Raw genomic sequence first — 25,654 nt, forward strand, 5'->3', positions numbered from 1 at the left:
GGCCGGAGTTCCAGGCCGAACCGGAGTCCGAAGCCGAACCGGGGTACCGGGCCAGACCGGAGCCCCAGGCCGAACCGCAGCTCCAGGCCGAACCGGAGCGCCAAGCCGGGCCGGAGTTCCAGGCCGAACCGGAGTCCGAAGCCGAACCGGGGTACCGGGCCAGACCGGAGCCCCAGGCCGAACCGCAGCTCCAGGCCGAACCGCAGCGCGAAGCCGGACCAGAGGGCCAGGCCGAACCGCAGCGCGAAGCCGGACCGGAGTGCCGAGCCGAACCAGAACCCTGATCCGAACCAGAGCCCCGATCCGAACCAGAGCCCCGATCCGAACCGGAGCCCCGATCCGAACCGGAGCCCTGAGCGGGGGCCGCTCCCTGTTGGGGGCCCCGTTGGCGGGCAGGTGTGATGTCCGGGTGGAACGATCTAGGGTCCCTCGGGCGTTGGGCAGTGCAGGAAGACGGGGGTGGCGATGACACGGGCGAGCGGTACGACGGGCGTGACGCTCAGCAAGGACGGCCTGCCGAGCTGGCTGGACCCGGTGGTGCGCGCCGTGGAGACGGTCGAGCCGCTCCAGTTGAGCCGCTTCCTGCCGCCGGCGGACGGCGCGGGGCGGCAGTCGGCCGTGCTGGTCCTGTTCGGCGAGGGCGAGCGCGGGCCCGAGCTGCTGCTCATGGAGCGGGCGAGTTCCCTCAGATCGCACGCCGGGCAGCCGTCGTTCCCCGGTGGCGCGCTCGATCCGGAGGACGGTGACCCCCAGGGCGACGGGCCGCTCAGGGCCGCCCTGCGCGAGGCCGAGGAGGAGACCGGCCTCGACCCGTCCGGCGTCCAGCTCTTCGGCGTGCTGCCCAAGCTGTACATCCCGGTCAGCGGCTTCGTGGTGACCCCGGTGCTCGGCTGGTGGCGCGAGCCGACCCCGGTCGGTGTCGTCGATCCGAATGAAACCGCGCGCGTCTTCACGGTCCCCGTGGCGGATCTCACGGATCCGGGCAACCGTGCGACGACCGTCCACCCCAGCGGACACCGAGGTCCGGCATTCCTGGTCGAATCGGCCCTCGTCTGGGGCTTCACCGCCGGAATCATCGACCGGATCCTGCACTTCGCGGGCTGGGAGCGCCCCTGGGACCGCGACAAGCAGGTCCCGCTCGACTGGCGCGCATGACAGGGTGGCGTCCGTGCTGTGTCTTCCCGGGGACAGCCCCCGACCGGCCGACCTGTGGTGAACGCGAAGTGATGAGGCGAGGCTAGAACCGGTGAACGTGCTGGACATCCTGTTGCTGGTCGCCGCCGTGTGGTTCGCGATCGTCGGCTACCGCCAGGGCTTCGTCGTAGGCATCCTGTCGGTGATCGGATTCCTGGGCGGTGGTCTCGTCGCCGTCTACACCCTTCCCGTCATCTGGGACGCGCTGACCGACCACGCGGAGGTCGGCACGGTCGCCGCCGTCGTCGGCGTCGTCATCGTGATCGTCTGCGCCTCCGTCGGCCAGGCCCTGACCACCCATCTCGGCAACAAGCTGCGCCGGTACATCACCTGGTCACCCGCGCGTGCCGTCGACGCCACCGGCGGCGCCCTCGTGAACGTCGTGGCGATGCTCCTGGTGGCCTGGCTGATCGGTGCCATGCTCGCGCAGACCACGATGTCCACGGTCGGCAAGGAGGTGCGCGGCTCCAAGGTGCTCCTCGGCGTCCAGGAGGTGCTGCCCTCCGGCGCGGACACCTGGTTCAAGGACTTCACCTCGGTCCTCGCGGACAACGGCTTCCCGCAGGTCTTCAGCCCGTTCTCCAACGAGCCGATCAAGGCGGTCCAGCCGCCCGACCCCAAGCTCGCGCACAGCGCCGTCGCCACCCGCGCCCAGCGCTCCATCGTCAAGGTCATGGGCACCGCGCAGAGCTGCGGCAAGGTCCTGGAGGGCACCGGCTTCGTCTTCGGCGACCGCCGCGTCATGACCAACGCCCATGTCGTCGGCGGCGTCGACGAGCCCACCGTCCAGATAGGCGGCGAGGGCAGGAAGTACGACGCCACGGTCGTCCTCTACGACTGGCAGCGCGACATCGCCGTCCTGGACGTGCCCGATCTGGACGCGCCCGCGCTGCGGTTCACGTCCGAGGACGCCGCCAGCGGGGACAGCGCGATCGTCGCGGGCTTCCCGGAGAACGGCGCGTACGACGTCCGCTCCGCGCGCGTGCGCGGGCGTATCGACGCCCACGGACCGGACATCTACCACCGTGGCACCGTCGACCGCGACGTCTACTCCCTCTACGCGACCGTCCGCCAGGGCAACTCCGGCGGTCCGCTGCTCACCCCGCAGGGCAGGGTGTACGGCGTGGTCTTCGCGAAGTCGCTCGACGACCCCGACACCGGATACGCGCTCACCGCGGACGAGATCCAGGAGGACATCGCCAGGGGGCGCACCGCGAACCAGCAGGTGGACAGCGACAGCTGCGCGTTGTGAGAGGTGCCCCGGAGCGGGTGCGTCAGCCTCGGGGGTGACGCAGGCGCACCGAGACCCAGCGGGCCCGGCGGCGCAGGATGCGCGGGATACCCACCCTCAGATCCGTGCCGCCCGGCAGTTGCGGGGCACCGCCCTGATGGTGGGAGCTCAGGGCAGCGCCCGAGCGTCGATTGCGTGCCGCGTCACCGTAGTCGTGCGTCCAGCCCATACCCGGACGTGTGCCCCTGCCCCAAGGTCGATAACCGCCCCCACGCCCCCCAATTGGCCTATGCGCCGGGCAAGTAACCGTTCGTGTGACAGGCGTTCAGATCCGGACACCTGGCGCGGCGAAACGGTTACCGATCGGGTTCGGGATCCTTCAGCCAATTGATCAGTTCTGTCGAGAACGCGACCGGATCCTCCTCGTGCGGGAAGTGCCCCAGCCCGTCGAACAGCCGCCAGCGGTACGGCGCTTCGACGTACTCCCCGGACCCCGCCGCACTGCGCGTGCGCATCACCGGGTCGAGCGAGCCGTGCAGATGCAGGGTCGGCACGCGGACGGGCCGCTTCATGCGCCGGTTGAACTGGATCCCGTCGGGACGCGCCAGGGAGCGCACCATCCAGCGGTACGGCTCGACCGAGCAGTGTGCCGTCGAGGGGATGCACATCGCCCTGCGGTACGTCTCCACCACCTTGTCGTCCGGCAGCCGCGGGCCGGACCAGTCCCGGATCAGCTCGGCGACCAGCGCGCCGTCGTCCGCGGTCAGCCGCCGCTCGGGGACCCAGGGCCGCTGGAACCCCCAGATGTAGGAACCGGCACGGGTCTGCTTGACGTCCGAGAGCATCGCCGAGCGCCAGCGCCGGGGATGCGGCATCGAGGCGACCGCGAGCCGGCGTACCAGCTTGGGACGCATCGCGGCCGCCGTCCACGCCAGATAGCCGCCCAGGTCATGGCCGACCAGAGCGGCGTCCGGCTCGCCGAGCGAGCGGATCACGCCGGTGACGTCGAGGGCGAGGTTGGCGGGGTCGTAGCCGCGCGGGGTGCGGTCGCTGCCGCCGACGCCGCGCAGGTCCATGGCCACGGCCCGGAAGCCGGCGTCGGCGAGCGCCTCCAGCTGGTGGCGCCAGGTCCACCAGAACTGGGGGAAGCCGTGCAGGAACATCACGAGCGGTCCGTCGCCCAGTTCGGCGATGTGGAAGCGCGCGCCGTTGGCCGCCACGTCCCGGTGCGTCCAGGGACCGTCGGGCCGTACGAGAGAGGCGGGCTGCTGCGCCGAAGAAGCGGCGGGATCGGTCATGACGACGAGCGTGCCACAACCTCGATGGCCTTCGCGTTCCGGACCCGCTCCTCCAGGACCTTGGTGTCGCTGTCGGCCCGCGGGTGGGGCTTGGCGTTCTGGAGCACGCCCGCCGTCTCCTTCATCGACGCGGCGACCTTCTGCGGGCCCTTGCTCTTCTGCGCCTTCTTCGCGAAGACGACACCGATCAGCGCGAGGACCAGCGCGACGAGGACGTTGGCGGCGAAGGACAGCAGGAAGCAGACCGCGAGGTTCCAGTCGCTCCAGGTCCGGATGCCGTACGCCAGGGCGAAGTTGAGCATCGGCAGGGAGAACAGCAGGACCCCGCCGGCCACGCTGAACGCGCCGCCGCTCATCGCGCCCTTCTTGACGTCCTGCTTGAGCTGCGCCTTCGCCAGCGCGATCTCGTCGTGCACCAGTGCCGACATCTCGGTCGTCGCCGAGGCGAACAGCTGGCCGATGCTGCGTTCGGCGCCGACCGGGCTGCCGTCGGGTGCGCTCATCGCGGTCTCCCTCTTCACTGCCTCTGAATGGGCTGTGACTATGTGTGGGTCGTGACTGTGTATGGGCCGTGTCTTTTGTACCGTCCCGTCAGATCATGCCCGACGGTGGTCCTCCTCGCCTGCCCCGCCCGTCACTTCGGCAAGCCGCTCGGCCGTCTTGCGCTCGGCGATCCGGCGGTGCTCGGCGGCCTTGCGGTCGTAGATCGCCGCCATGCGCAGGTGGTACGCCGGGTCGTCCTCCTCGTAGATGTCCGGAATGCCGTCGAGGTCCTCGTCGCGCTCCTCGGTCTCGTACAACCTGCGGTACTTGGCGTTCCGCAGCTTCAGCAGCACCGTGGCGAGGGTGGCCGCGATGAGCGAGCCGAGGAGTACGGCGGCCTTGACCTCGTCGGTCAGTGTCGCGTCGTCGTCGAAGGCGAGTTCCCCGATGAGCAGCGACACGGTGAAGCCGATGCCCGCGAGGGTCGCCACCGCGAACACGTCGGCCCACTCGAGGTCGTCGCTGAGCGAGGCCCGGGTGAAGCGGGCCGTCAGCCAGGTCCCGCCGAAGATGCCGAGCGCCTTGCCGAGGACCAGCCCGAGCACCACGCCCAGCGTCTCCGGCCGGGTGAACACCTCGCCGAGCGCGCCGCCGGAGATGGAGACACCCGCGCTGAAGAGGGCGAACAGCGGGACGGCCAGGCCCGCCGAGAGCGGCCGTACGAGATGCTCGATGCGTTCGCCCGGGGAGACCTTCTCGTCCTCCTGCCTGGTGCAGCGCAGCATCAGGCCCATCGCGACGCCCGCGATGGTGGCGTGGACGCCGCTGTTGTACATCAGCGCCCAGATCACCAGCGCGAGCGGGACATAGATGTACCACCCGCGTACGCCCTTGCGCAGCAGCGCCCAGAAGACCGCGAGGCCGGCGGCCGCGCCGCCGAGCGCGGCGAAGTCGATGTCGGCGGTGAAGAAGACCGCGATGATCAGGATCGCGAAGAGGTCGTCGACGACGGCGAGGGTCAGCAGGAAGGCGCGCAGCGCGCTCGGCAGCCAGGTGCCGATGACGGCGAGCACGGCGAGCGCGAAGGCGATGTCGGTGGCGGTGGGCACGGCCCAGCCGGCCAGGGAGCCGCCGCCGGTGAGGTTGGTGAGGGTGTAGACGAGCGCCGGTACGGCCATGCCGCACAGGGCCGCGACGACGGGCAGCGCGGCCGCCTTGGGGTCCTTCAGGTCACCGGCGACGAGCTCGCGTTTGAGTTCGATGCCGGCCACGAAGAAGAAGATCGCGAGGAGTCCGTCGGCGGCCCAGTGGGCGATGGACAGGTCGAGTCCGAGGGCCGCGGGGCCGAGGTGGTAGTGGCTGACGCTCTCGTAGCTGTCGTGCAGCGCGGGAACGTTCACCCAGATCAGCGCGGCGACCGCGGCGACGAGCAGGAACACCCCGCCGACCGTCTCGGTGCGCAGCGCGTCCGCGACGAAGGTGCGCTCGGGCAGGGAGAGACGGCCGAGGACCTTACGCGTGGGCGCGGGCATCAGGGGGACCTCCGGTCGGTGGGCAGAGCTGAGCTGTTCGCCGACCAGACTTCCCGGCACACCATGAGGGTCACGCTGTTTTGTTTAGCTTAGCTAAAAGGGGTGCCGAACGCGTTCCCACGCCCGGCACCCCCGTTTTCCACGACCCGGTCAGTCCTCGCTGGGCGAGGCCGGCAGCTTGGCCTGGATGAGGTCCATGACCGTGGAGTCCGTCAGCGTGGTGACGTCACCGAGCTGGCGGTTCTCGGCGACATCCCGCAGCAGCCGGCGCATGATCTTGCCGGAGCGGGTCTTCGGCAGCTCGGCCACCGGCAGGATCCGCTTCGGCTTGGCGATCGGCCCGAGGGTGGCGCCGACGTGGTTGCGCAGGTCGGCGACGAGGCCCTCGTCCTCGGCGTTCGCCGTGCCGCGCAGGATCACGAAGGCGACGATCGCCTGCCCGGTCGTCTCGTCCGCCGCGCCGACCACGGCCGCCTCGGCGACCGAGGGGTGGGAGACGAGCGCCGACTCGACCTCGGTGGTCGAGATGTTGTGGCCGGAGACCAGCATGACGTCGTCGACGCGGCCGAGCAGCCAGATGTCGCCGTCGTCGTCCTTCTTCGCGCCGTCACCGGCGAAGTACTTGCCCTCGAAGCGCGACCAGTAGGTGTCGAGGAAGCGCTGGTCGTCGCCCCAGATGGTGCGCAGCATCGACGGCCACGGCTCGGTGAGGACGAGGTAGCCGCCCCCGCCGTCGGGGACTTCCCGGGCCTCGTCGTCCACCACGGTGGCCGAGATGCCGGGCAGCGGCGTCTGCGCGGAACCGGGCTTGGTCGCGGTGACCCCCGGCAGTGGGGAGATCATCATCGCGCCGGTCTCGGTCTGCCACCAGGTGTCCACGATCGGGGTGCGGTCGGCGCCGATGTGCTTGCGGTACCAGATCCACGCCTCGGGGTTGATCGGCTCACCGACCGAGCCGAGGACGCGCAGGCTGGACAGGTCGAACTTCGCGGGGATGTCGTCGCCCCACTTCATGAACGTACGGATCGCCGTCGGCGCCGTGTACAGGATCGTCACCCCGTACTTCTGGATGATCTCCCAGAAACGGCCCTGGTGCGGGGTGTCCGGCGTGCCCTCGTACATGACCTGGGTGGCGCCGTTGGCGAGCGGGCCGTAGACGATGTACGAGTGCCCGGTCACCCAGCCGACGTCGGCCGTGCACCAGTAGACGTCGGTCTCCGGCTTGAGGTCGAAGACGGCGTGGTGGGTGTACGCGGTCTGGGTGAGGTAGCCGCCGGAGGTGTGCAGGATGCCCTTCGGCTTACCCGTCGTACCGGACGTGTAGAGGATGAACAGTGGCTGCTCGGCGTCGAAGGCCTCGGGGGTGTGCTCGGCGGGCTGCCGGTCCACGATCTCGTGCCACCACACGTCCCGGCTGTCGTTCCAGGCGACCTCCTGGCCGGTACGGCGGACGACCAGCACGTGCTCGACGTTGCCGGCCTTGTCGGCGGCCTCGTCGACGGCGGGCTTGAGCGCGGACGGCTTGCCGCGCCGGTAGCCGCCGTCCGAGGTGATGACGACCTTGGCGTCCGCGTCCTGGATACGGGTGGCGAGCGCGTCCGCCGAGAAGCCGCCGAAGACCACGGAGTGCGCGGCGCCGATCCGGGCGCACGCGAGCATCGCGACGGCGGTCTCGGGGATCATCGGCATGTAGACGGCGACCCGGTCGCCCTTCTGGACCCCCAGTTCCAGCAGGGCGTTCGCGGCCTTGGAGACCTCGTCCTTGAGCTCGGCGTAGGTGATCGCGCGGCTGTCGCCCGGCTCGCCCTCGAAGTGGATGGCGACCCGGTCACCGTTCCCCGCTTCGACATGCCGGTCGACGCAGTTGTACGCCACATTGAGCTGGCCGTCCTTGAACCACTTGGCGAACGGCGGGTTCGACCAGTCCAGGGTCTCGGTCGGCTCCTTGGCCCAGCTCAGTCGACGGGCCTGCGCGGCCCAGAAACCGAGTCGGTCAGCCTTGGCCTGCTCATACGCCTCCGCCGTGACGTTGGCGTTCGCGGCCAGGTCGGCGGGGGGTGCGAACCTGCGCTCTTCCTTGAGCAGGTTGGCCAGGCTTTCGTTGCTCACGGCATCTGCCTTTCCCAGGGTGTCCGTTGTGTCCCAGGCCACAGCTCATCAGACCGGGGATGCGATGACAAGGGTCGACCGGAAATTGGTTTAGACCTGTGGGGTCGAGTCCGTCGGCCATGGTCATCCGTACCCACGTACGACGACCAGGCGGAGTTCAGCGCCTGTAACGCCTTTCACACTCCCGCCCAAGTACGGGTGCAGCGTCGCCGACGTCCGGCGCACCGACGCTCGACGAGAAGGGAGCCCGAGTGGAGGGGATACGGGGCGGTCCGCGGGCCGCGGCTCGCGACCCACAGCTCTTCGAAGAGTTCTACCGGCGCCATGTGGACGCGATGACGTCTGTCGTGGCCCGGCGTGTCGCGGACCCCCACACGGTCGCCGACCTGACGGCCGAGATCTTCCTGGCGGTCCTGGACTCCGCCCACACCTACCGCCCGTCCCGGGGCAGCGAGCGGGCGTGGCTGTACGGCATCGCGCGCAACGTGGTCGCAGGGGAGCGCCGTCGGGTCGCCCGCGAGACCGACCGCGACCGGCGCATCTCGGGCCGGCGGCTGCTGGCGGCCGACGACATCGCCCGCCTGGAGGACAAGCTCGACGCCCAGAGCCCGGGCCGCCGCGCCCTGGCCGCACTGGAACGGCTCCCCGCGGGGGAGAGAGCCGTCCTGGAACTGGTCGCGGTCGACGAACTCACGGTCGGCGAGGCCGCGACGGCGCTCGGGATCAGCCAGGTGGCGGCGCGTGTACGGCTGCACAGGGCGCGCAAGTCGCTGCGCGCGGCGGCGGAATCTCCTGGCGGGAAGCCGCAGGGCGCCGCACCGCCGTACGTCACCGGAGGAATCGTCACGGAAGGAACTGGGGGAGAGGCATGACGGCGAGGAGGACGTTCGAGGACCGGCTGCTGGTGGAGTTGCAGGGAGAGATCGAGCGACGGGAGTCCGTGCCTGGGCAGGTGCCGGGGCCGTTGCCGGTCGCGCGGCGCCCTGTGCTCAGGGGGCGCCGGATCGCCATGGCCGCGGGACTCTGCGCGGCGGCCGGGCTCGCGGTGGTGCTGTCGCCGGGCACGCCGGCCCAGTCCCCGGCGTACGCGCTGGAGCGCCACGAGGACGGAACCGTCACGCTCACCGCCCATGAGCAGTACATCGATGTCGACGACCAGCGCGCACTCGCACGGCAGCTGCGCCCGAATGGCATCGAGGTGGACGTGCAGATCCTGCGTCCCGGTTATGTCTGCGCGGGGGACCCGGTGATCTGGGCACAGGATCCTCAGAGGGAGCGCGTCCCGATCTCCACCTACCACTGGGCCCGGAAGCTCACCCTGCACCGTGGCAATGTGCTGGTCTTCGTGAACTTCAACGACGGGTCGGAGCCGCACAAGGTCGACGTCTACCCGACCGGGGCCGATGTCGAGCCCTGTGTCCCGGTGAAGCCGACGCCGAGCGGCTCCTAGGGAAACGGTGTGCGGCTCCTGAAGGAGGGGCCGCACACCGCGAGGCTCACGCCGACAGGTCCGCCGCCGCCTCCACATGGTCGAACAGCCCGTCCCCGGCCGCCCCGGTGAGCAGGTAGGCCTGGGCCTCGCCCACGTGGAAGTACATCCCGTGCAGCTCCAGCTCCCCCTTTTGCAGGGCCCGGGCGACCGAGTCGTGGGCGCTCAGCTGCTCCAACTGCTGGACCACGTTGGTCAGACAGAGCTGCTCGAGCGCGTCGGCGGGGGCCCGCCCGGCGAGCCTGGCGCTGGGCCCGCTGCCGTCGGCCATCCGCTCCAGGCTGGGCCGTCCGTGCCGCAGCCACCGCTGCAGCGGGGTCCGGGAGCCGCCCGGTTCCGAGGTGAGCAGCGCCTGCATGGCCCCGCAGCCGGAATGCCCGCACACGGTGATGGAGCGCACCTTCAGCACGTCCACCGCGTACTCGATCGCGGCCGCCACCGAGTCGTCCCCGCTCTCCTCACCGGGCAGGGGGACGAGGTTGCCCACGTTGCGCACCACGAACAGGTCGCCCGGGCCACTGGAGGTGATCATCGAGGTGACCAGCCGGGAGTCCGCGCAGGTGAGGAAGAGCTGGTCCGGCTGCTGGCCCTCACGCGCCAGCCGGGCCAGCTCACCCCGCACGATCGGCGCGGTGTTGCGCTGGAACGCGCTGATGCCACGCGCCAGTTCAGACCCGCTCGACTCGCGGGATCCGCCCGGAGCCTGCGCGGCACCGGGTGCGCCGGACGCACCGGTCTGTCCGGCGGGCTGCGCGGTGTACGGACGTTCGCACTGGTGGTTGCGCCAGGCCGTCCAGGGGCGGCAGCGGCAGTGGTCGGAGTCGGACAGCTCGGCGATGCGCGTGCCCGGTCTGCGCCCGGTCAGCTCGACGGAACCGCCCTGCGCGGTGTGCGTCTTCTGCCAGTCCTGCAGCGATTCGTACGCCGCGTGGTCCATGAACGACCCGTCCAGCTCCACGACGGCGTCCGCCCCCTGGGGGACGAGATGCAGGGCCCGGCTGAGCCGGGGCACCGCGAGGAACGTCAACTGCCCTCGTACGTGTACGTGATGGACTCCTTCCCTCTCGCAGTGGGTGATCCGGGTGCGGGTGAGGCGGTGCAGGGCGACTCCGACGGCGACGGCGATGCCCAGCGACACGCCCTCCAGGACGCCGAACACGACCACGCCGAGGGTGGTGACGGCGTACACCAGGACTTCTCGGTGGCGGGTCACCGTGCGGATGTGGTGCAGGGACACCATCTGGATGCCGACGGCCATCACCAGGGCGGCGAGCGAGGCGAGCGGGATGAACTCGAGGACCGGGACCATCAGCAGCGCGGCGATCACTACGAGAACGCCGTGCAGCATCGTGGAGTTCCGGCTGACGGCACCCGCCTGGACGTTCGCCGAACTCCGCACCGCCACACCGGCGACGGGCAGTCCGCCGAGGGAGCCGGAGACGATGTTGGCGGCGCCCTGTCCGAGCAGTTCGCGGTCCAGCTCCGAGCGGCCGACGCGCGGTCTGCCACCTGGGCCGGTGCTCGCGGCGAGCAGGTCGGGTCGGCCGGCCGCCAGCTTGTCGACGGCCACCGCACCCAGCAGCGACTGCACACTGCACACCAGCGTGGTGGTGAGCACGGCGGCGACGAGCCCCAGCACGGGGCCTTCGGGCAGTCCGGCCAGAGCATGGCTGCTCCAGGACGGCAGATCGACCTTCGGCACGGCGAGCCCGGCGAGGGAGGCGGCGGTGGTGGCTCCGGCGACGGCCACGAGCGCGGCCGGGATCCTGCGCAGGAGCCGGCCCGCCCGGCCCGGGATGCGCGGCCAGAGCAGGAGCAGCGTCAGGGTCAGCGCGCTCACCGAGACGGCGGCGGGCTGCAGGTGTGCCAATTGGGCGGGCAGGGCGCGGAGGTTGTCCAGGACGGAGCTCTGCGGGGTGCCGCCGAGGACGATGTGCAACTGGGCGACGGCGATGGTGACGCCGATGCCGGCGAGCATGCCGTGCACGATCGCGGGGCTGACGGCGAGCGCGGTGCGGGCCACCCGCAGGCAGCCGAGGCCGAGTTGGACCACTCCGGCGAGGACGGTGATGGCGCAAGTGGTCCGCCAGCCGTAGCGGTGGATCAGGTCGGCGGTGACCACGGTGAGCCCGGCGGCCGGGCCGCTGACCTGGAGCGGGCAGCCCCCCAGCCGGCCGGCGACGATCCCTCCGACGGCGGCGGCCACGAGGCCGGCCTGGAGGGGAGCGCCGGTGGCCAGGGCGATGCCCAGGGACAGGGGCAGGGCGATCAGGAAGACCGCGATCGAGGCCGACACGTCGGCGCCCGCGATCCGGAAGCGGCGGGGCGGGGTCGGCGGGGGGCTGTGGGCAGGCTGGATGCGCCTCTTGTGGTGCGAGTCGCTCGGGTCGGTGGCTCGGGTGGGAACACAGGCTGACATTTTTCCCGTCTCCTCCGGGGCAGCGCGGTCGCGGAACAGGTGGTCCCCCGTCGATGGCGGGGGTCGGGTCGCGGCCGTGGGTCACGGCGTGCAGTGGCGGGATGAATCAACGCTCGGTAAATGGATCGTAATGCAGAGTAAAGGGCTGGCATAGACTTTCCGGGCAAATGGGTTAAGTACCCACCTGAATGGGTGAAGTGGCAATTTCATCGGCTTGTCGTACTAATTCCTCCTCGGGTCCATGCGAACTTGGCGGCGCTGTCGTTGCCCCGAGAGAAGGAAGAAGGTGGGCGGAACATGGCCGCCACCCACAGGATTGCCGCGGGAGCCGTGGTCGCCGCGGTCTGCGCCGCCTCGCTCGCCGGTTGCGCGACCGGCGCCGACGTCGCCGACGGAGGAGCCGCCGGCCCGCAGAAGGCGAAGCCTGCCCAGGTCCCGCCCAAGCGGGTGTTCCGTCTGATCGGTGACGGCTCCACCGCGTACACCGGAGCGCAGCCGCACCTGCCCAGAGCCCAACGTCTCAAGCCCGGTCAGAAGCCCCCGCAGTTCGTGGTGTTCTCCTGGGACGGCGCCGGCGAGGACAGCCAGAAGCTGTTCTCCCGTTTCCGTGCGGTCGCCAGGGCGAACCACGCCACGATGACGTACTTCCTGAGCGGCGTGTACATGCTGCCGGAGGACAAGCGCGACGAGTACAAGCCGCCGCAGCACTCCCCGGGCCGCTCCGACATCGGCTTCAACGACGAGCAGGGCATCGCCGACACCGTCAAGCAGCTGCGCCTCGCGTGGCTGGAGGGCAACGAGATCGGGACCCACTTCAACGGCCACTTCTGCGGCAGCGGCGGCGGGGTCGGCCAGTGGTCGGTCGAGGAGTGGAAGGACGAGATCGCCCAGGCGAAGAGGTTCGTGAAGTCCTGGAAGACCAACACCGGGATGGCGAAGGCCGCCCCGCTGCCCTTCGACTACGACAGGGAGCTCATCGGCGCCCGCACCCCCTGCCTGGAGGGCCAGAAGAACTTCATGAAGGCCGCCCGCGAACTGGGCTTCCGCTACGACACCAGCGGGGTCAACGAGCAGCTGTGGCCGGCGAAGAAGCAGGGCCTGTGGGACCTGTCGATGCAGCTCGTGCCCTTCCCCGGGCACTCCTACGAGCAGCTCACCATGGACTACAACTTCATGGTCAACCAGTCCGGCACCCGGACCCAGGGCGACCCCGCCAAGTACGAGTTCTGGGGCGACCAGATGCGCGACGGCCTCCTCAAGGGCTTTTACCGGGCCTACGACGGCAACCGCGCGCCTCTGATCATCGGCAACCACTTCGAGTCCTGGAACGGCGGCACCTACATGCGCGCCGTCAAGGAGACCATCGAGCACGTGTGCAACAAGCCCGACGTGCGCTGCGTCTCCTTCCGGCAGCTCGCCGACTGGCTGGACGCCCAGGACCCGAGGACCCTGGAGAAGCTGCGCGCTCTGAGGGTCGGCGAGGCGCCGAAGCAGGGCTGGCCCGCCTTCCTGTCCGGCCGGCCCGCCCCGGCGCCGAAGGGCGTACCGGGGGCACCGGCGGCCAAGCGCCCGTAGTCGGCGGGCGGTTGCCGCCGCATCGGACAGTGCGGCTGCTTCAGACGTTCGCGGCACTCACCGCGCTCTCGCCGAGGACGAACGAGGGGTCGATCTGCGCCGCCAGATCGGCCCCCGTGCGCTCGTTGCCCCAGGACCGGGCGTTCTTCAGGTGGAAGTGCACCATCTGCTGGGTGTAACGCTGCCCGTCACGCAGGTCGTACGTCGCGTCGGCGGCCGTCCGCAGCTGGTGCAGGGCTCGCCGGTTGACATCCTCCAGGAGCGCGAACCGGGGCGGCCGGCCCTTCTCCAGGGCGCGCACCCAGTCGGAGTGCCCGACCGTCACCAACAGGTCGTCCCCGACCTCGGCGCGGAGGAAGTCGAGGTCGTCCCGGCCCTGCACCTTGTTGCCGACGACTTTCAGGACGACGCCGAAGTCGCGGGCGTACTCCTTGTACTGGCGATAGACGGAGACCCCCTTCCGGGTCGGCTCGGCGACGAGGAAGGTGATGTCGAAGCGGGTGAACATGCCGGAGGCGAAGGAGTCCGAGCCTGCCGTCATGTCCACCACGACGTACTCGTCCCGCCCGTCCATCAGGTGGTTCAGGCAGAGCTCCACCGCCCCCGTCTTGGAGTGGTAGCAGGCGACCCCCAGGTCGGCGTCCGTGAAGGGGCCGGTGACCATCAAACGGACGATGTCGCCGTCGAGTTCCACCGGCGTGGCGCAGGCGTCGTAGACCGGGTTGTCCTCGCGTACCCGCAGCAGCCGCGAGCCCTCGCCGGGCGGGGTGGTCTTGATCATCTCCGCGGCCGAGGCGATCCGCGGATTGGTGCCGCGCAGGTACTCCTTGATCAGCGGCAGCCGCTCGCCCAGGGCGGGCAGCGCGGCCGCCTCCGTCTCGTCCAGGCCGAGCGCCGGCCCCAGGTGCTGGTTGATGTCGGCGTCGACGGCGATCACCGGCGCTCCGGTGGCCGCGAGATGGCGGATGAACAGGGAGGACAGGGTCGTCTTGCCGCTGCCGCCCTTCCCGACGAAAGCAATTTTCATGTTCACCAAGAGTAGTCGGATGGTAGCTGTATGTGGCAGTCGGGCGTGAAGAAGACCACTCCATCGAGGGGTGTGCCGCTGGGTTGCGTAATGTCGTACTCATGAGTACGACAGGCGCGAACGCCGATCCGCTCGCGGCCCTGGGCTCGCTGCCCGGCGTGGCCGAGTCCGTGGAGTCCGTGCGCAAGTCCGTGGACCGGGTCTACGGACACCGTGTCATGCGGCGCCGCAGCAACGAGATCACCTCCGAGGCCGCCCTGCGCGGCGCCCGCGGCTCGGCCGCACTGTCCGGCGCGGACTGGGCTCTCGAAGAGGTGCGCCGACGCTCGGACTTCGGCGTCGACGACGAGTCACGGGTCATGGGCGCGGCCCTCAGGCTGACCGCCGAGGCCGGCCAACTGCTGTCCATCTGGCGGCAGTCGCCCCTGCGGGTGCTGGCCCGGCTGCACCTGGTCGCCGCGGCATCCGACCGCGACGAGGTCGGGCGTCCCCGCCAGGCCGGCGAGAGCGTCGACGAACCGCTCATCGAGCTGCCCCTGCCGGGTGCGGCCGAGGTCTCGGGCCGGCTGGAGGGTCTGTCCGAGCTGATCATCGCGGGCGGTTCGGCCCCGGCCCTGGTCACGGCCGCCGTCGTGCAGGGAGAGCTCCTGGCCCTGAGGCCCTTCGTCTCCCACAACGGCCTGGTCGCGCGCGCGGCCGCGCGGATCGTCCTGGTCGGCAGCGGTCTCGACCCGAAGTCGGTCTGCCCCGCGGAGGTCGGTCACGCGGAACTGGGCCGCGCGTCCTATCTGGCGGCGCTCGACGGTTACGTCTCCGGCACTCCCGAGGGCATGGCCGCCTGGATCACCCACTGCGGCAGCGCGATCGAACTGGGTGCGCGCGAGTCGACGGCGGTGTGTGAGGCGCTCCAGCGAGGAGCGGCGTAGAAGGGCGGCGCAGAGCCCCTGGAACAGGGTTGCGGCGGTACGAGGACTCGTACCGCCGCTGGCATGTTCACCGTGTTACCAAGCGTCCTCGAGATATTGCCCATCAGGTCGGGAACTTTGCCCGTCCCTGGTGCGGCTGGCCCGTAATCGACGGGTCGACGTCGCGTGGGTGCCCGGTGTTCATGCTCGGTCCGTGGGGCCAAATGCGTTTTAAGGTGATCCTCTCGGATGTCCTTGGTCTCGCGGGCCGTTAACCCCTTTGTACTCCTGGACCCGGGCAAGCGGAACCCCTGGCCGCCGTTCTTTACTTTTGGTCTCAAATAGGCGTCAAGTGGCCGCAATCGCCTCAGGCGACTGTCGACCGCCGCCGATTGGCGTACCAGACGAGACCCGCCGTCGCCGCCGCCGCTCCTATCGCGGCGACCGCGACGAGCGCCGGGCGGGGCGGTACGGCGAATCCCGGCAGCCGCTGCTTGAGCCGCACCGGCCGGTGGAAATCGAGAATCGGCCACCCGCGCGCGAGGGCCTCGCGACGCAGTGCACGGTCCGGGTTGACCGCGTGCGGATGACCCACGGCCTGGAGCATCGGCAGGTCGGTCGCCGAGTCGCTGTAGGCGTAGCAGCGCTCCAGGTCGTAGCCCTCGGACTCCGCCAGCTCCTTGACGGCCTCGGCCTTCGTCGGGCCGTACGCGTAGTACTCCACCTCGCCGGTGAAGCAGCCGTCCTCGCCGACGACCATGCGGGTCGCCACCACCCGGTCGGCGCCCAGGAGTTCGCCGATCGGCTCGACCACCTCGGCGCCGGACGTGGAGACGATGACGACGTCCCGGCCGGCGGTGTGGTGCTCCTCGATGAGGGAGGCGGCCTCGTCGTAGATGATCGGGTCGATCAGGTCGTGGAGGGTCTCGGCGACGATCTCCTTGACGTGCTGGACGTTCCAGCCGCGCACGAGCGCGGAGAGGTACTCGCGGGTGCGCTCCATCTGGTCGTGGTCCATACCGCCGACGAGGAAGACGAACTGGGCATATGCGGTCCGCAGGGCGGCCCTGCGGTTGATCAGTCCGCCTTGGTAGAACGACTTGCTGAACGTGAGCGTGCTCGACTTCGCAATGACCGTCTTGTCCAGGTCAAAGAAGGCGGCTGTGCGGGGCAAGGAGTGGTTTTCCACGACCCCGAGCATAGGCGCAGCCCATTCGGCGTAAGGTGAGGCGCGTGGGTTTGCCTGAGAGGGCTCTCGGGTACACCATGGAAGTCACGGATCGTTCGCGACCGTGCTAACGCGGTCCGGCTCCTCCCCCCCCGAGTCGGCCGTGAAGGCGACCCCCACTCTCCCCCCCGGTGGGGGTCGTCGCATGTCCGGGTGGTTTTTTCCTCTTCCCTGCGCGGTTGTGCGACCGCATCGAGGCGGCTGCGGCCGTCTCTTCGGCATGCCATGATCCGTCACTGCGTGTAGTCACCGCGCTGCTCTGTGGAAGGCGTGCACAGGCGCCACGACCTCACCGGTATGGGTGACGACGATATTCACAGGCGCGGAGTTGTCCACAGTTATTGACCAAGATCCACACGATTTCCCGGATCGCTGCACCGTGATTCCCACACGTCCCGCTCCTGCCGACTTCATGGCCGGTTCTGGTTTGTCGGGTGTGTTTGGCCGGTTCGTATCGGCCGTTCATATGGAGGCCGGTTGCCGGTTCTTCACATGTATGGGAACCGCGGGGCCGAAGGGGCCCTGCGGAAGTGGCGCCGTGCCGGCCCTTGGAGGGGCTTCGCGTGGCGCGGTGAAGGGGGATGGAGACCGTGACCGCAGCCGTCACACACGAGGGACAGCCCGACGCCGGAGGGCGGCCGGGCCGGCCGTTGATCGTCACGGAGGACGAGGATCTGCTCGACGACCTGCTGCGGCTGTGCGCGGCGGCCGGGGCGACGGCGGAGGTCCATCACGGGGTGCCGCAGCCCAGAGGCAGCTGGGAGGCCGCCCCGCTCATCCTGGTCGGCGACGACGCCGCGCGGCGGGTGCGCGGGGCCGCCCGCAGGCGCGGAGTGGTGCTGGTGGGCCGCGACCAGGACGACTCCGGGGTGTGGAAGCGGGCCGTCGAGATCGGCGCCGATCACGTCCTGATGCTGCCCGACGGCGAGCAGTGGCTGGTCGACCGGATCGCCGACGTCACCGAGGGCGTCGGCCGCCCCGCCCTCACCGTCGGCGTCATCGGAGGCCGGGGCGGGGCGGGAGCGTCCACGCTCGCGTGTGCCCTCGCCGTCACCTCCGCGCGTGAGGGCCTGCGCACGCTCCTGGTGGACGCCGATCCACTGGGTGGCGGACTCGACGTACTCCTCGGCGGCGAGAGCACCGAGGGGCTGCGCTGGCCCGCGTTCGCCGCCTCGCGAGGGCGGGTCGGCGGCGGCGCCCTGGAGGAGTCGCTGCCACGGCTGCACTCGCTGCGGGTCCTGAGCTGGGACCGCGGCGACCGGATCGCCGTCCCGCCGCAGGCCGTCCGGGCGGTGCTCGCCGCGGCCCGGCGCAGGGGCGGCACCGTCGTCGTCGACCTGCCCCGCCGCCTCGACGACGGCGTCGCCGAGGCCCTCGCCCAGCTGGACCTGGGGATCCTCGTGGTCCCCGCCGAGCTGCGCGCCGTCGCCGCGGCCGGTCGCGTGGCCTCAGCGGTCGGGATGGTCCTGCGCGACCTGCGGGTGGCGGTACGCGGCCCGTACGCACCCGGCCTCGACGACCGCGAGGTGGCCCGACTGCTGGGCCTGCCCCTGGTGGGCGAGGTCCCGGTCGAATCGGCGCTCCAGCGTCCACAGTGGAGCGGATCACCACCGGGGGCGGCCGTACGGGGACCACTGGCGCGGTTCTGCAAGGAGTTCTGGGAGCGGGCGTTGACCGAGGCGGGGACAGGGTCGGGGGCGGGGTCGGCATGAGCGGGATCTCCAGGTTCTCGGGGTCCTCCGGGTCCGCAGGGTTCGAGCGGGTGGACGGCGCCGGGGTCGGTTCTGCCGAGGTGCGGCGGACGGGTGATTTGGCAGTGGGTCCCGTTGAGCGACGACGGTCGGGTGGGGCGCCGGTCGCCACGGTCGCGCGGACGCGGACAGCCCCGGTCGGTGTTTCCACGGCGTCCTCGGCGGCCGGCGCGGACACGGCCTCCGGGCTGCTGGACGGCGTGCGGCAGTGGCTGGCCGAGAGCGGTGCCGAACCGACGCCCGCGCGTGTGGCACAGGCGCTGCGGGAGCAGGGACGGGTCCTCGGGGACGCCGAAGTGCTGGGCGCGGCCGAGCGGTTGCGGTCCGAACTGGTCGGCAGCGGGCCCCTGGAGCCGTTGCTCGCCGACCCGTCGGTGACGGACGTCCTCGTGTCGGCGCCGGACCGGGTCTGGGTGGACCGGGGCGGCGGACTCGAACTGACCGCCGTCTCCTTCGCCGACGCGGCCGCCGTACGACGACTCGCGCAGCGGCTCGCCGCGGTGGCCGGGCGGCGCCTCGACGACGCACGGCCCTGGGTGGACGCCCGGCTGCCGGACGGAACGCGGCTGCACGCGGTGCTGCCTCCGGTCGCCGTCGGCTGCACCTGTCTGGCACTGCGAGTCGTACGGCCGCGCGCGTTCACGCTGGACGAACTGGTCGCGGCCGGCACCGTGCCGCCGGGCGGGGACCGGGTGCTGCGGGCGTTGCTGGACGCGCGGCTGTCCTTCCTCATCAGCGGCGGGACAGGCACGGGGAAAACAACCCTGCTGAGCGCGCTGCTGGGGCTCGTCGGGCCGGGTGAGCGGATCGTGCTCGCGGAGGACTCGGCGGAGCTCCGGCCGGACCATCCGCACGTCGTCCGGCTGGAGACGAGACCCGCCAACCAGGAGGGCGCCGGGCACGTCACGCTCGAGGACCTGGTGAGACAGGCACTGCGGATGCGGCCCGACCGGCTGGTCGTGGGTGAGGTGCGCGGGCCCGAGGTCGTGCATTTGCTGGCGGCCCTGAACACGGGCCACGAGGGCGGCTGCGGGACCGTGCACGCCAACGCGGCGGCCGACGTACCGGCCCGTCTGGAGGCGCTGGGCACGGCCGCCGGGCTCGACCGGGCGGCGCTGCACAGCCAGTTGGCGGCCGCGCTGTCCGTCGTACTGCATCTCGTGCGGGACCGGGCCGGGCGGCGGCGGATCGCCGAGGTGCGGGTGCTGGAGCGGGATTCCACAGGGCTGGTGCGGACGGTGCCGGCGCTGCGGTGGGGAGCGGAGGCGTTCGCGTACGAACGGGGGTGGGAGCGACTGCGGGGGCTGCTCGGGGAGGCGATGCGGGGGCGGGGGGAGGGCGGATGACCTGGGCGGGTGACAGCGACGGGTGCGGCGACGAGAGGGCTCGGACGGTTCGGATGGCTCCGACGATTCGGACGGTGAAAGGACGTGGTGATCGGGATGGGGGTGATGTCGGTGGGGTCGGCGGGAGTGGCCGTGGGGTGCCTCGGGATGGCCGTGTGGCTGTGGGGCGGTCGGCGTTCCGGGGTGCGGCGGGCGCAGGTGCTGCTGGCCGGAGGCGGGGCGGGGGGAGTCGGGCCTCCGCCGTGGCGGCGGCTGGAGGAGGAACTGCGACGGATTCGTGGGCGGCTCGGGTTCGAGTGGTGGGCGGCGGCCGCCGGGCTGGTGCTGGCCGTGCTGGGGGCCTCGGTGCTGCCGGTCCTCGCGGGGGCGGCCGGGGTGCCGTTGCTACGGCGGGTGCGGCTGGGCCGGGAGGAGCGCCGGGTGCGTGAGCGGCGGGCGGCCGCGGTGATCGCGCTGTGCGCGGTGGTCGCCGGGGAGGTGCGGGCCGGGCGCCAGCCGGGGGAGGCGCTGGTGCGGGCTGTGCGGGACTTCGAGGAGGCGGGAACCGGTGGAGTCGGCTCGGGTGGGTCCGGGTCCGGGGCGGCGGGAGTTCTTGGGTTCGGGTTCGGGTCGGGAGCGGCAGGAGCTCGCGGGATCGGCTCCGGGTCCGGATCTGGGGCGCCCGCGATCGGTGGGCTCGGGGAGACGCAGGCCGCTTTGTTGGCGGCGGCCCGGTTCGGCGGGGATGTGCCGGGGGCGCTCGCGGCGGCGGCCAGGCGGCCTGGCGCCGAGGGACTGCTGGGGCTTGCCGCGTGCTGGCGAGTGGCCGTGGACCAGGGCGCGAAGCTCGCGGCGGGGCTCGATCGGCTCGAAGGGGCGTTGCGGGCCGAGCGTGACCAACGGGCCGATCTGCGCGCCCAGTTGGCGGGAGCGCGGTCCACGGCGTGGATGCTCGCCGCGTTGCCGGTACTGGGGCTGAGCCTCGGTGCCGCCCTCGGCGCCGATCCCCTGCACGTCCTTCTGCACACCGGGGCCGGGCTGGGCTGTCTGCTGGTCGGCGGTCTGCTGGAGGGCGTCGGGATGTGGTGGGCGACGCGGATCGTGCGGGGAGCCGAGGCGGTATGAGTGAGGAAGTTTTCCACAGGCTGGGGGCGGTTCTGGGGACCGCACTGGTGGTCGCCTGGCTCGCCCGGTGGGCAGCGGCGGTGCGGCGAGAGCGGAGACTGCGTCGGCGGCTCGGAGAACTGCTGGCCGCCGGGGAGGCCACGGCCGAGGGTCCGCAGTTCGAGGGGCGTGAGTTCGCGCGGCGGTGGCTGCCCGTGCTCGGCGTCGGCTGTGCCGGGTGGGTGCTGGTCGGCGGAGTCGCCGGTGCCGTGGTCGGGCTGGTCGTCGCGGCGGGGGCGTGGCGGTGGCGGCTGAGGCAGCCGGCCGACGTGGGTGCCGGGGAGGCCGACGCGAGCGAGGCGGCCCGGCAACTACCGCTGGCCGCCGATCTGCTGGCCGCCTGTATCGCGGCGGGCGCCGGTCCCGTGATCGCGGCCCAGGCCGTGGGCGAGGCGCTGGGTGGGCCGGTGGGGGAGGGACTCGCGCGCGGGGCGGCGGAGGTACGGCTCGGCGGCGAACCGGGCGAGGCATGGCGAAGGCTCGCCTCGACACCGGGCGCCGGGGCGCTGGCCCGGCTGCTGGAACGCGCCGATGTGACCGGGCTGCCCGCGGCCGGGCCGGTCGCCGGGCTCGCGGCGGACGCCCGCGCCGACTGGGGGCGCGCCGCGACGGCACGGGCGCGGAAGGCCGCCGTACTGGTCACCGCGCCGGTGGGGCTGTGTTTCCTGCCCGCGTTCATCGCCGTGGGCGTACTGCCGATCGTGATCGGGCTCGCGGGAGGAGTGCTGGGAGGGGGTGGGCGATGACGGCCGCGGGTCGGTGAGCAGACGTACGAACAGTCGGGCGAGCAGTCCGACGGCAACCAACAGGACTGATCCTTACGGGGGTTGAGATGTACAAGTCGGTACGGGCGCGGATGGGTGCCCTGGTGTGCAGGACGGTGTGCCGGATGCGGTCGATGCGCGGGGATGAGGGAATGGTCACCTCCGAGTACGCGATGGGGATCGTCGCGGCGGTGGCGTTCGCGGTGGTGCTCTACAAGGTGGTCACGAGCGGCGCCGTCAGCGCGGAACTCCAGGCCATCGTGAAACGGGCGCTCGATGCGAAGGCGTGAACGGGCGGCGGACGCGGGGTTCGTGACGGCGGAGTCGGCGATGGTGCTGCCTGTGCTGGTGATGTTCGCGATGGCGCTGGTGTGGGGGCTGCTCGTGGTGGCCGCCCAGATCCAGTGCGTGGACGCGGCCAGGACGGGCGCCCGCGCGGCGGCCCGCGAGGATCCCGACGAGGCGGTCGTCCGGGCGGCTCGGGACACGGCACCGCGCGACGCGAAGGTGACGGTGGCGCGGGAGGGCGACCGGGTCCGTGTCGTGGTCGTGGCGAAGCCACCCGCACTGCACGGCCTGCCCTTCGAAGTGCGGGAGGAAGCTGTGGCCCTGGTGGAGTCGACGGTGGGGGAAGGGGGATGAGCGGCGGACCTTCGGAGCGCGAGGCTGCCGCCGGGGGCTCCGCGGGCGCTCGGTGCGGCGGCGTGGGGTTCGACAACGCGGGGTCGGACGCCGTGCGGTTCGGGAAGGCCGGGTCGGGCGCCGCGCGGTGTGCGAACGCCGGCTTGGGCGCTGCGCGGTGGGCGAACCCTGGGTTAGCCGCCGTGCGGTCCGCGAAAGCCCGGTTCGCAAGGGTGGGCGTAGCCGAGTCTCGGGTCGCTGGGGCAGGCGTCGTCGGCACCTGGTTCGCGAAGACGGAGCCTGCCCACCCCAGGCTCTGCATCCTGCGGTTCGCGAAAGCCCAGTTCGCAGGGTCGGGCATCGCCGGCACCTGGTTCGCGAAGGCGGGGCCTGCCCAACTCCGGCTCGCCACCCTGTGGTTCGCAAAAGCTCTGTTCGCACAGGTGGGCGTCGCCGACTCCTCGTTCGTCCAAGGCGCCGGCGTTGCCCGTGCCCGGTTCTCCACGGTCGGATTCATCGGTGCCCTGTTGGCCCGCGGCCGTCGCTGTGTCGTCCGGTTCGCCGGTGTTCAGGCCGGTGCCGCCCGTTCGGACCGGGGTTCCGCCACGGTCTGGAGTGTCGGTGCCATCGCGGTGCTGTGTGTGGTGTTCGGGGCCGTGCTGGCCCTCGGACAGGCCGTCGCCGTACGGCATCGGGCGGCCGGTGGGGCGGATCTCGCGGCACTCGCGGCGGCGGACCACTGGGCCGACGGACCGGCGGTGGCCTGCGCTCGGGCGGAGGACGTGGCGCGGGAGCAGGGGGCGCGGCTCGTGCGGTGCGTGATGGTCGGTGAGGTCTCCGACGTGACGGCCGCCTCGGGGCGGGGGCCGTTCACGGCGGAGGTCAGGGCGCGGGCGGGGCCTGCGGGGCCGGTTCCGTCGCAGGTTCCGCCTTTGCCGACTCTCGGTCCGGCCCTCGGTCCTGAAGCCCGCGTGCCTGGACTTCAGGGGGTCCCTCCTGCTCCCCGGAAGGCCTCTCCTCCGGTGCCCCCCGCAACAGCACCGTGAGGAGCCGCACGGCCCCCCTCTTGTGCAGCGGATCGTTGCCGTTGCCGCACTTGGGGGACTGGATGCAGGAGGGGCAGCCGGCGTCGCACTCGCAGGAGGCGATGGCCTGGCGGGTGGCGGTGAGCCAGGCGCGGGCGGTGTGGAAGGCGCGCTCCGCGAAGCCCGCACCGCCCGGGTGGCCGTCGTAGACGAAGACCGTGGGGAGCAGCGTGTCGGGGTGCAGCGGGATCGACACGCCGCCGATGTCCCAGCGGTCGCAGGTCGCGAAGAGGGGCAGCAGGCCGATGGAGGCGTGCTCGGCGGCGTGCAGGGCGCCGCCGAGGATCTCCGGGTTGATCCGGGCCTCGTCGAGCTGGTCCTCGGTGACCGTCCACCACACCGCGCGCGTACGGAGCGTACGAGGAGGGAGGTCGAGTTTCGTCTCGCCGAGCACTTCGCCGGTGATCAGACGCCTGCGGAGGAAGGAGACCACCTGGTTGGTGACCTCGACGGAGCCGTAGCACAACCTGCCCTCGCCCCAGGGGACTTCGACGTCGGTCTCCAGGACGGAGATGGCCGTCGTGTCGCGGGCCACCGTCGAGTAGGACGGGTTGGCCTCCTCGACCAGGGCGACCGAGTCCTCCAGGTCCAGGGAGCGGACGAGATAGGTGCGGCCCTGGTGGAGGTGGACCGCGCCCTCGTGGACGGCGGTGTGGGCGGAGCCCGCGTCGACCGTTCCGAGGAGGCGGCCCGTGCCCGACTCGACGATCTGGATGGGCCGGCCGCCCTCCCCGCGGATGTCGGTGAGGTCGGCGGCCCGCTCCCGGCGGGTCCAGTGCCAGGCCTTGGTGCGGCGGCGCAGCAGCTTCGCGGACTCCAACTGCCCGAGCAAGTTCTCGGTCTCCGGCCCGAACAACTCCATGTCCTCGTCCGTCAACGGCAGTTCCGCCGCGGCCGCGCACAAGTGCGGGGCGAGGACATACGGGTTGTCGGGGTCGAGGACCGTGGACTCCACCGGCTGGTCGAACAGGGCCTCCGGGTGGTGGACGAGGTAGGTGTCCAGGGGGTCGTCGCGGGCGACCAGGACGGCCAGGGCGCCCTGGCCCGCCCGTCCGGCCCGGCCCGCCTGCTGCCACAGGGAGGCGCGCGTGCCGGGGTAGCCGGAGATCAGCACGGCGTCCAGCCCCGAGACGTCGATTCCGAGTTCCAGGGCGGTGGTGGCGGCCAGGCCCAGCAACTCTCCCGAGTGGAGGGCCTGTTCCAGGGCGCGGCGCTCCTCGGGGAGATAGCCGCCGCGGTACGCCGCCACGCGGCGGGCCAGGGAGCGGTCGACCTCGGCCAGCCGCTCCTGGGCGATCACGGAGATCAGCTCGGCGCCGCGCCGGGAGCGCACGAAGGCGACCGAGCGCACGCCCTGCACGGCGAGGTCGGTGAGGAGGTCCGCCGTCTCCGCCGTGGCCGTACGGCGGACCGGGGCGCCCTTCTCGCCCTGCATCTCGGTGAGTGGGGGCTCCCAGAGGGCAAACACCAGTTCGCCGCGCGGTGAGGCGTCGTCGGCGACCTCGACCACCGGGAGGCCGGTGAGGCGGCGGGCGGCGACCGACGGCTCGGCGGCCGTCGCGGAGGCCAGCAGGAAGACGGGGGAGGAGCCGTAGCGGGCGCAGAGGCGGCGCAGGCGGCGCAGCACCTGGGCGACGTGGGAGCCGAACACGCCCCGGTAGGTGTGGCACTCGTCGATGACGACGTACTTGAGCGCCTTCAGGAAGGAGGACCAGCGGGAGTGGGACGGGAGTATCCCGCGGTGCAGCATGTCCGGGTTGGTCAGCACGTAGTTGGCGTACTGGCGGATCCACTCGCGTTCCTCGAACGGCGTGTCGCCGTCGTAGACCGCGGGGCGCACGGAATTGGCCAGCGGTTGTGAAAGTTCCTTCACCGAACGGCACTGGTCCGCGGCCAGGGCCTTCGTGGGGGACAGGTAGAGCGTGGTGGCTCCGCGGCCGTTCGGGGCCTCGGAACCGTCCAGGAGCGTGGAGAGGACCGGCACGAGGTACGCCAGGGACTTGCCGGAGGCGGTACCGGTGGCGACGACGACCGACTCGCCGTCCAGGGCGTGTTCGGCCGCGCGTGCCTGGTGGGCCCAGGGGTGCTCGATGCCGCAGGCCTGGACGGCCGCGATGACCTCCGAGCGGATCCGGTCGGGCCAGACGGCATGGCGACCCGCACGCGGGGGCAAGTGCTCCGTATGAGTGATGCGCGCAGCCCGGCTCGGCCCGGCGGCGAGCCGGTCCAGGACCGTGCTCGGCGTGGGGCGGGGACCGGCGTCCGTCGAGGGTCGATCGGATCGGAGATTCTTGGCCATCGGCACCGAGTGTGTCACTGGCGTGACGGACAATGGGACCAAGGCGTCGTGCACGCCTGCCGGTAAGTGATTGAATGCCATCGCGGCTGGCGAACCGTCCCGGGGGCTCTGCCGAGGTGTCCCGAGGGGCGACCGCTCGATAGCAAGGTGCTGGA

General features: G+C 71.6%; 21 protein-coding genes and 2 pseudogenes. 14 read left to right on the forward strand and 9 right to left on the reverse strand.

Features of this window, described 5'->3' with window-relative positions; translation table 11 throughout:
- The 3 genes and pseudogenes from ACIRP7_RS38200 to ACIRP7_RS38210 all read left to right on the forward strand — a co-directional run.
- A pseudogene (locus ACIRP7_RS38200) lies at positions 1 to 284 on the forward strand (hypothetical protein); the annotation flags it as partial.
- 181 nt (positions 285 to 465) lie between these two features.
- A complete protein-coding gene (locus tag ACIRP7_RS38205) occupies positions 466 to 1,155 on the forward strand; it encodes an NUDIX hydrolase (protein ID WP_403669572.1) in 690 nt (229 codons plus the stop codon).
- A 91-nt stretch (positions 1,156 to 1,246) separates the two neighbouring features.
- Positions 1,247 to 2,446, forward strand: coding sequence for a MarP family serine protease (locus tag ACIRP7_RS38210; protein ID WP_403669286.1), 1,200 nt, complete (start codon positions 1,247 to 1,249; stop codon positions 2,444 to 2,446).
- 22 nt (positions 2,447 to 2,468) lie between these two features.
- Here the strand turns inward: ACIRP7_RS38210 and ACIRP7_RS38215 are convergent, their stop codons facing one another.
- From ACIRP7_RS38215 to acs, 5 genes are all read right to left on the reverse strand, one after another.
- Positions 2,469 to 2,654 (reverse strand): hypothetical protein, encoded by a 186-nt coding sequence (locus ACIRP7_RS38215; protein ID WP_078936341.1) that lies wholly within the window; start codon positions 2,652 to 2,654, stop codon positions 2,469 to 2,471.
- Between the two features lie 127 nt (positions 2,655 to 2,781).
- Complete coding sequence (locus ACIRP7_RS38220) at positions 2,782 to 3,723, reverse strand: alpha/beta hydrolase (RefSeq protein ID WP_352387799.1); 942 nt, start codon at positions 3,721 to 3,723, stop codon at positions 2,782 to 2,784.
- Complete coding sequence (locus ACIRP7_RS38225; RefSeq protein ID WP_403669290.1) at positions 3,720 to 4,226, reverse strand: phage holin family protein; 507 nt, start codon at positions 4,224 to 4,226, stop codon at positions 3,720 to 3,722. The genes ACIRP7_RS38220 and ACIRP7_RS38225 overlap by 4 nt, the downstream gene beginning before the upstream one ends.
- A 93-nt stretch (positions 4,227 to 4,319) precedes the next feature.
- Complete coding sequence (gene nhaA, locus ACIRP7_RS38230; RefSeq protein ID WP_403669292.1) at positions 4,320 to 5,738, reverse strand: Na+/H+ antiporter NhaA; 1,419 nt, start codon at positions 5,736 to 5,738, stop codon at positions 4,320 to 4,322.
- Between the two features lie 150 nt (positions 5,739 to 5,888).
- Positions 5,889 to 7,847: an acetate--CoA ligase gene (gene acs / locus ACIRP7_RS38235; RefSeq protein ID WP_403669296.1), complete on the reverse strand. Its 1,959-nt coding sequence runs from the start codon at positions 7,845 to 7,847 to the stop codon at positions 5,889 to 5,891.
- A 251-nt stretch (positions 7,848 to 8,098) separates the two neighbouring features.
- Here acs and ACIRP7_RS38240 point away from each other — a divergent pair, with 251 nt between their 5' ends.
- Together ACIRP7_RS38240 and ACIRP7_RS38245 are read left to right on the forward strand one after the other, a co-directional pair.
- Positions 8,099 to 8,719, forward strand: coding sequence for an RNA polymerase sigma factor (locus ACIRP7_RS38240; RefSeq protein ID WP_403669299.1), 621 nt, complete (start codon positions 8,099 to 8,101; stop codon positions 8,717 to 8,719).
- Positions 8,716 to 9,297, forward strand: coding sequence for a hypothetical protein (locus ACIRP7_RS38245; protein WP_403669302.1), 582 nt, complete (start codon positions 8,716 to 8,718; stop codon positions 9,295 to 9,297). The genes ACIRP7_RS38240 and ACIRP7_RS38245 overlap by 4 nt, the downstream gene beginning before the upstream one ends.
- 46 nt (positions 9,298 to 9,343) lie before the next feature.
- Here ACIRP7_RS38245 and ACIRP7_RS38250 read toward each other — a convergent pair whose 3' ends face one another.
- Positions 9,344 to 11,755 (reverse strand): SulP family inorganic anion transporter, encoded by a 2,412-nt coding sequence (locus ACIRP7_RS38250; protein ID WP_403669304.1) that lies wholly within the window; start codon positions 11,753 to 11,755, stop codon positions 9,344 to 9,346.
- 297 nt (positions 11,756 to 12,052) lie between these two features.
- Between ACIRP7_RS38250 and ACIRP7_RS38255 the strand changes: the two genes are divergently transcribed.
- Positions 12,053 to 13,330: a hypothetical protein gene (locus ACIRP7_RS38255; protein WP_403669307.1), complete on the forward strand. Its 1,278-nt coding sequence runs from the start codon at positions 12,053 to 12,055 to the stop codon at positions 13,328 to 13,330.
- Between the two features lie 40 nt (positions 13,331 to 13,370).
- Here ACIRP7_RS38255 and ACIRP7_RS38260 read toward each other — a convergent pair whose 3' ends face one another.
- Positions 13,371 to 14,357 (reverse strand): ATP-binding protein, encoded by a 987-nt coding sequence (locus tag ACIRP7_RS38260; protein ID WP_403669309.1) that lies wholly within the window; start codon positions 14,355 to 14,357, stop codon positions 13,371 to 13,373.
- Positions 14,358 to 14,458: 101 nt separating this feature from the next.
- On the opposite strand from ACIRP7_RS38260, the gene ACIRP7_RS38265 reads away from it, so the two are divergent.
- On the forward strand, positions 14,459 to 15,283 hold the full coding sequence (locus ACIRP7_RS38265; RefSeq protein WP_403669312.1) for an oxidoreductase: 825 nt from the start codon (positions 14,459 to 14,461) through the stop codon (positions 15,281 to 15,283).
- Between the two features lie 346 nt (positions 15,284 to 15,629).
- Here ACIRP7_RS38265 and ACIRP7_RS38270 read toward each other — a convergent pair whose 3' ends face one another.
- On the reverse strand, positions 15,630 to 16,463 hold the full coding sequence (locus tag ACIRP7_RS38270; protein ID WP_352387815.1) for an HAD family hydrolase: 834 nt from the start codon (positions 16,461 to 16,463) through the stop codon (positions 15,630 to 15,632).
- A gap of 608 nt (positions 16,464 to 17,071) precedes the next feature.
- Between ACIRP7_RS38270 and ssd the strand changes: the two genes are divergently transcribed.
- The 7 genes and pseudogenes from ssd to ACIRP7_RS38305 form a co-directional block, all read left to right on the forward strand.
- Entirely contained in the window at positions 17,072 to 18,202 is a 1,131-nt protein-coding gene (ssd, locus tag ACIRP7_RS38275) for a septum site-determining protein Ssd (RefSeq protein ID WP_403669315.1), read from the forward strand.
- Complete coding sequence (locus ACIRP7_RS38280; RefSeq protein ID WP_403669318.1) at positions 18,199 to 19,587, forward strand: TadA family conjugal transfer-associated ATPase; 1,389 nt, start codon at positions 18,199 to 18,201, stop codon at positions 19,585 to 19,587. Before ssd ends, ACIRP7_RS38280 begins: the two co-directional genes overlap by 4 nt.
- A gap of 96 nt (positions 19,588 to 19,683) precedes the next feature.
- The gene (locus tag ACIRP7_RS38285) at positions 19,684 to 20,691 is read left to right on the forward strand and encodes a type II secretion system F family protein (RefSeq protein ID WP_403669575.1); all 1,008 of its coding nucleotides are present in this window, start codon (positions 19,684 to 19,686) and stop codon (positions 20,689 to 20,691) included.
- Positions 20,688 to 21,476, forward strand: a complete 789-nt coding sequence (locus tag ACIRP7_RS38290; protein WP_403669321.1) for a type II secretion system F family protein — start codon at positions 20,688 to 20,690, stop codon at positions 21,474 to 21,476. The genes ACIRP7_RS38285 and ACIRP7_RS38290 overlap by 4 nt, the downstream gene beginning before the upstream one ends.
- Before the next feature lie 86 nt (positions 21,477 to 21,562).
- Positions 21,563 to 21,784 carry a DUF4244 domain-containing protein gene (locus tag ACIRP7_RS38295; RefSeq protein WP_403669324.1) on the forward strand — a complete coding sequence of 74 codons (222 nt, stop codon included), beginning with the start codon at positions 21,563 to 21,565 and terminating at the stop codon, positions 21,782 to 21,784.
- Positions 21,771 to 22,136, forward strand: a complete 366-nt coding sequence (locus ACIRP7_RS38300; RefSeq protein ID WP_403669327.1) for a TadE family type IV pilus minor pilin — start codon at positions 21,771 to 21,773, stop codon at positions 22,134 to 22,136. Before ACIRP7_RS38295 ends, ACIRP7_RS38300 begins: the two co-directional genes overlap by 14 nt.
- Positions 22,133 to 22,957: pseudogene (locus tag ACIRP7_RS38305) on the forward strand (Rv3654c family TadE-like protein); the annotation flags it as partial. The gene ACIRP7_RS38300 and the pseudogene ACIRP7_RS38305, both read left to right, overlap by 4 nt.
- Positions 22,958 to 22,997: 40 nt before the next feature.
- On the opposite strand, the gene ACIRP7_RS38310 reads toward ACIRP7_RS38305, so the two are convergent.
- Positions 22,998 to 25,580, reverse strand: coding sequence for a DEAD/DEAH box helicase (locus tag ACIRP7_RS38310; RefSeq protein ID WP_403669329.1), 2,583 nt, complete (start codon positions 25,578 to 25,580; stop codon positions 22,998 to 23,000).
- Positions 25,581 to 25,654 lie beyond the last annotated feature (74 nt).

It is taken from the genome of Streptomyces sp. NPDC102270 (assembly GCF_044766405.1).
Lineage (GTDB): Bacteria > Actinomycetota > Actinomycetes > Streptomycetales > Streptomycetaceae > Streptomyces.

Coding starts and splice junctions, on each gene's coding strand:
- ACIRP7_RS38205 (WP_403669572.1), top strand. CDS start 466: ATGACACGGGCGAGCGGTACGACGGGCGTGACGCTCAGCAAGGACGGC.
- ACIRP7_RS38215 (WP_078936341.1), bottom strand. CDS start 2,654: ATGGGCTGGACGCACGACTACGGTGACGCGGCACGCAATCGACGCTCG.
- ACIRP7_RS38220 (WP_352387799.1), bottom strand. CDS start 3,723: ATGACCGATCCCGCCGCTTCTTCGGCGCAGCAGCCCGCCTCTCTCGTA.
- ACIRP7_RS38225 (WP_403669290.1), bottom strand. CDS start 4,226: ATGAGCGCACCCGACGGCAGCCCGGTCGGCGCCGAACGCAGCATCGGC.
- nhaA (WP_403669292.1), bottom strand. CDS start 5,738: ATGCCCGCGCCCACGCGTAAGGTCCTCGGCCGTCTCTCCCTGCCCGAG.
- ACIRP7_RS38245 (WP_403669302.1), top strand. CDS start 8,716: ATGACGGCGAGGAGGACGTTCGAGGACCGGCTGCTGGTGGAGTTGCAG.
- ACIRP7_RS38250 (WP_403669304.1), bottom strand. CDS start 11,755: ATGTCAGCCTGTGTTCCCACCCGAGCCACCGACCCGAGCGACTCGCAC.
- ACIRP7_RS38255 (WP_403669307.1), top strand. CDS start 12,053: ATGGCCGCCACCCACAGGATTGCCGCGGGAGCCGTGGTCGCCGCGGTC.
- ACIRP7_RS38260 (WP_403669309.1), bottom strand. CDS start 14,357: ATGAAAATTGCTTTCGTCGGGAAGGGCGGCAGCGGCAAGACGACCCTG.
- ACIRP7_RS38265 (WP_403669312.1), top strand. CDS start 14,459: ATGAGTACGACAGGCGCGAACGCCGATCCGCTCGCGGCCCTGGGCTCG.
- ACIRP7_RS38270 (WP_352387815.1), bottom strand. CDS start 16,463: ATGCTCGGGGTCGTGGAAAACCACTCCTTGCCCCGCACAGCCGCCTTC.
- ssd (WP_403669315.1), top strand. CDS start 17,072: ATGGAGACCGTGACCGCAGCCGTCACACACGAGGGACAGCCCGACGCC.
- ACIRP7_RS38280 (WP_403669318.1), top strand. CDS start 18,199: ATGAGCGGGATCTCCAGGTTCTCGGGGTCCTCCGGGTCCGCAGGGTTC.
- ACIRP7_RS38285 (WP_403669575.1), top strand. CDS start 19,684: ATGGGGGTGATGTCGGTGGGGTCGGCGGGAGTGGCCGTGGGGTGCCTC.
- ACIRP7_RS38290 (WP_403669321.1), top strand. CDS start 20,688: ATGAGTGAGGAAGTTTTCCACAGGCTGGGGGCGGTTCTGGGGACCGCA.
- ACIRP7_RS38295 (WP_403669324.1), top strand. CDS start 21,563: ATGTACAAGTCGGTACGGGCGCGGATGGGTGCCCTGGTGTGCAGGACG.
- ACIRP7_RS38300 (WP_403669327.1), top strand. CDS start 21,771: ATGCGAAGGCGTGAACGGGCGGCGGACGCGGGGTTCGTGACGGCGGAG.
- ACIRP7_RS38310 (WP_403669329.1), bottom strand. CDS start 25,580: ATGGCATTCAATCACTTACCGGCAGGCGTGCACGACGCCTTGGTCCCA.